Annotated in this window: 3 protein-coding genes; 1 reads left to right on the top strand and 2 read right to left on the bottom strand. The window is 45.4% G+C overall.

The window, feature by feature from the left end; genetic code table 11:
- On the top strand, positions 1–1,626 hold a 1,626-nt coding region (gene groL / locus B4K20_RS00020), incomplete at its 5' end, for a chaperonin GroEL (RefSeq protein WP_289281407.1).
- A gap of 90 nt (positions 1,627–1,716) precedes the next feature.
- Here groL and B4K20_RS00015 read toward each other — a convergent pair.
- Positions 1,717–2,085 carry a DUF6164 family protein gene (locus B4K20_RS00015; RefSeq protein ID WP_289281406.1) on the bottom strand — a complete coding sequence of 123 codons (369 nt, stop codon included), beginning with the start codon at positions 2,083–2,085 and terminating at the stop codon, positions 1,717–1,719.
- Between the two features lie 64 nt (positions 2,086–2,149).
- A complete protein-coding gene (locus B4K20_RS00010) occupies positions 2,150–2,713 on the bottom strand; it encodes an alternative oxidase (protein ID WP_414683357.1) in 564 nt (187 codons plus the stop codon).
- Between the last annotated feature and the right edge of the window lie 34 nt (positions 2,714–2,747).

Genomic DNA, 2,747 nt, shown 5'->3' with positions numbered 1-2,747 from the left:
GCTGCTAAAGAAGTCAAATTTGGTGCAGACGCACGTCAGTTAATGGTTAAAGGTGTGAATACACTGGCTAACGCAGTAAAAGTCACACTGGGACCAAAAGGTCGCAACGTTGTTTTAGATAAAAGCTTCGGTGCACCTACCGTCACGAAAGACGGTGTTTCAGTCGCGAAAGAAATCGAACTGGAAAACAAATACGAAAACATGGGCGCCCAAATGGTAAAAGAAGTGGCTTCGCACACTTCTGATGCTGCTGGTGACGGTACAACTACAGCGACAGTTCTAGCACAAGCTATTCTGCGTGAAGGTATGAAAGCCGTTACTGCTGGTATGAACCCCATGGATCTGAAACGTGGTATCGACAAAGCAGTTCAATCTGCGGTTGAACAACTGCGTACTATGTCATCACCATGTGATGATGATAAAGCGATTGCTCAAGTCGGTACTATTTCAGCTAACTCTGACGCTTCAATCGGTAAAATTATTGCTGAAGCCATGCAAAAAGTCGGTAAAGAAGGCGTTATCACCGTTGAAGACGGTAGCGGCTTTGAAAACGAATTAGACGTCGTTGAAGGTATGCAGTTTGATCGTGGCTACCAGTCTCCATACTTTGTTAACGACCAACAAACTATGACAGCAGAACTGGAAGATCCGTATGTGCTGTTATTCGACAAAAAAATCTCAAACATCCGTGATTTGCTGCCAACTCTAGAAGCTGTCGCGAAATCTAGCCGTCCATTATTGATCGTTTCTGAAGATGTGGAAGGTGAAGCCTTAGCCACACTGGTTGTGAACAATATGCGCGGTATCGTGAAAGTCTGTGCTGTTAAAGCGCCTGGCTTTGGTGACCGTCGTAAAGCGATGTTAGAAGATATCGCTGTTCTGACTGGTGGTACTGTGATTTCTGAAGAAGTCGGTCTGAGCCTGGAAAAAGTGACTTTGGATCACTTAGGTCAAGCGAAGAAAATCACTGTCAGCAAAGAAAATACCACTATCGTTGATGGTGCTGGCCGTGCAGATGAAATCCAAGCACGTGTTGAACAAATTCGCACACAAATCGCTGAATCTTCTTCTGACTACGACAAAGAAAAACTGCAAGAACGTGTCGCTAAATTAGCTGGCGGTGTTGCTGTTATCCGTGTTGGTGCGGCTACCGAGATGGAAATGAAAGAGAAGAAAGCACGCGTTGAAGATGCGTTGCATGCTACTCGTGCTGCGGTTGAAGAAGGCGTCGTCGCTGGTGGTGGTGTTGCTCTTGTTCGTGCAGAAAGCTCTCTGGGCGAACTGCGTGGTGACAACCATGATCAAGACATGGGTATCAAAATTGCGCGTCGTGCAATGGAAGAGCCTTTACGTCAAATCGCTACAAACGCGGGTGCTGAAGCATCTGTTATCTTGAATGAAGTTGTTGCAGGTAAAGGTAACTATGGTTACAACGCGGCAACAGGTGAATACGGCGATATGATTGATATGGGTATTCTTGACCCAACTAAAGTCACTCGTACTGCATTACAAAATGCAGGTTCCGTTGCTGGCCTGATGCTGACAACAGAAGCGATGATCGCTGAACTGCCAAAAGAAGATGCACCTGCAATGCCTGATATGGGCGGCATGGGCGGCATGATGTAATTCGTTACAGCATCGCTCTCAGCACACAAAAAAGCCCTGCCTCGAAAGAGGTGGGGTTTTTTTTTGGGCTAATTAAATTGAAAAGAGCTTTTAAGGGTGTAATGTTTTCCAGAAAGGAATCAACATCAGGCTCAATACAAAGGCTATTAACAGTAATACGCCTATAAAGCGAAATGGATGCTGAAAAATGGATTGGAAAAATCCCGGTATTTCGCCATTTGCACGCAGATTTTCATATTGCTGACGCTGATCTATAGCGCGTTTGGCCTGATATTCATCGAGCGTGGCTTTGGCAATAGGCAGTTGTTCATCATTTATCAACCAGATGGCTGCCACACCAAGGCCAAAAAATCCAGCCTGAGTTTCGTAAAAGGCAAAGCCTTTATCGTCCAGCAATTGCCGAACGTCTTCCGCTTCGTCTTCAGGTACATTGTTGAGTCGAAATAATAAAGTCGCCATAGTCGTCCTTGTCTGTCAGCGCGGTTAGAATCTAACCCGATTTGTTACTTCATTCAGCGGCATATTAGGCGTTTTGCAATTGATTGGCAAAATCATGATTTACATCACGATGCTTGGCCTCATCATCTCTTACAACTAACACTACATCACGTAGCAGCGCATCCTGTGGCAGGTTCCAGTAATCAATGGCAATTTGCGGTGCGGCTACGTTTTCGTATTTGCCTGAATCGATACCTGCTAAATACTCGGTATAGCTGTACACAGCTTCTTCCTCAAGATAACCAACAATTCGATGGGCTACTCGAGATGAGAAAATATATAAAATAAAGAACAAGTTATAAAACACACCCTGAGCAATGATAATCAACACGCGTTCGAACCAGCTTGGTTTGGCAATATGCACAAAGGTAAGCAGATGCATGCGTTCATTGTCAGCTTCTTCCAGCAAAGTACTGATCCAGCCATCATCATTTTGCATCCGGCGCAGTGAACGAAGATGCTGAAGAGCCCCGCCAACCATGCCAGGTACGGCTGCAACCGTTTCCAGTACGACAGCACGATGTCCGTAACGCCCGGAAAAAAAGACGTCAGCAAAAAAACGCATAAATTTTACAATTGCCAGCGCCACCCGATCAGAAACGCTTTTTGGGGTGAAATGCGGT

Source organism: Methylophaga sp. UBA5088 (assembly GCF_002414625.1).
In the GTDB taxonomy this organism is placed as follows: Bacteria; Pseudomonadota; Gammaproteobacteria; order Nitrosococcales; family Methylophagaceae; genus Methylophaga; species Methylophaga marina.
The sequence above is the reverse complement of the archived record's forward strand: the minus strand, read 5'-3'. Positions and strand labels throughout refer to the sequence as shown.